This is a genomic window from Kutzneria sp. NPDC051319 (assembly GCF_040682195.1).
In the GTDB taxonomy this organism is placed as follows: Bacteria; Actinomycetota; Actinomycetes; order Mycobacteriales; family Pseudonocardiaceae; genus Kutzneria.
This window is the reverse complement of the sequence record NZ_JBFBAM010000163.1, coordinates 1-1,331: the sequence shown is the minus strand read 5'-3', so window position 1 is coordinate 1,331 and position 1,331 is coordinate 1. Positions and strand designations below refer to the sequence as shown.

Below are 1,331 nucleotides of genomic sequence, written 5' to 3'. Positions count from 1 at the left end.
CCCGGTTGCGTGGTGGGGCTTTCATCGGTGGGCAGCAACCGGTCGACCAGGGTCAGCGCGCGGGTGGTGAGCTCGGGCAGCAGTCCGTGCACACGCGCGGCAACCGGCGCCGCCGGCGTGAGGATGATCTCCGACCGGCCGCGCAGGCCGGCCCGGACGATCGCCCGGGCGGCGCGCTCGGCGTCCATGGTCAGCCACGGCAGGCTGTCGGCGATGGCGAACCACGCGTGCTCAGCGGTCTTGTCGCCCTTGAACAGGGCGTTGTCCGGCGACCCGGTGCGCATCAGCCCGGGCACGGCGGTGGTGACGCTGATGCCGTGTTTGGCCAGTTCCACGCACAGCCCCTCGGAGAAGCCGACGGCCGCGTGCTTGGCGGCGGCGTAGGGCAGCAGGTGCGGGGCGGGCACCTTGCCGCCGAGCGAGGTCACCGTGATGATCCGGCCCCGGCCGGCGCGGCGCATCACCGGCACGGCCGCGAGCACCGGATAGGCCACACCCCAGTACATGGTGTCCATCGCCATGGCGAAATCGTCGACGTCCATCGCCGCCACCGGGCCGACCTGGATGGTGCCGGCGTTGGTGACGAGGACGTCCAGACGGTTGAAGTCGGTCACCGCCCGCGCCACCAGCGCGTCGGCGTCCGCCCGCACCGAGACGTCAGCGACGACGGCGCTGACGGTCGCGCCCTCCCGTCGCAGGGCCTCCGCCGCGTCGACGATGCCCTCCGCCGACCGCGCGCACACCGCCAGGTCGAACCCCTGCCAGGCGAGTTCACGGGCGAGCAGAAAACCGAGGCCCCGGCTGGCCCCGGTCACCACCGCCACCGGGCGGCCCTTCATCGCGCTCCCCCCGACCGGCGCAACCATCGCCGGAGCAGGCCGTCACGCGGCCGCACGGCGATCGACGGCTGGCGGCGGGCCCGATGGGCGAGGCTGCCCACGGACATGAGCAGCAACTCCTGCTCGGCGGTCGGGCAGCCGTCGGCCATCGCCCGCTCGGCGCGGGCCAGCTCGTCGAGTTCGACCAGCCATTGTCCGACGGTCTCGGTTGTCGCAGCGGGAACCTGGTGCACAGTCATGATGACGCCTCCGGCCGCTCGGGAATCAAGCGGGCTGTACCCGTGACGGACCGGGCCAACCCGCGCATCACTCGAACGGACCACCACAAAAACGCGGCGCCACGTTTGGTTCGGTGCCGCCAATGGTAGTCCGGGCCGGCACTTCACCACGTCATGAGGGAGCGGGAATGGCGGCCACGATCGAGCAGACCCCGGTGCCGCTGGCGCCGGCGGCGCGCGGGCCCAAGGGGTCCGTGCTGCTCAAGCTGTTGCG

The 1,331-nt window shown here is 72.6% G+C and carries 2 protein-coding genes; both read right to left on the bottom strand.

The genetic code is table 11. The annotated features are described in order from the left end of the window. A partial coding sequence (locus AB0M73_RS49760; protein WP_363907244.1) for an SDR family NAD(P)-dependent oxidoreductase occupies nt 1–839 on the bottom strand: 839 nt, incomplete at its 3' end. Beyond that, complete coding sequence (locus AB0M73_RS49755) at nt 836–1,078, bottom strand: hypothetical protein (protein WP_363907242.1); 243 nt, start codon at nt 1,076–1,078, stop codon at nt 836–838. The genes AB0M73_RS49760 and AB0M73_RS49755, both read right to left, overlap by 4 nt. Nucleotides 1,079–1,331: the final 253 nt, after the last annotated feature.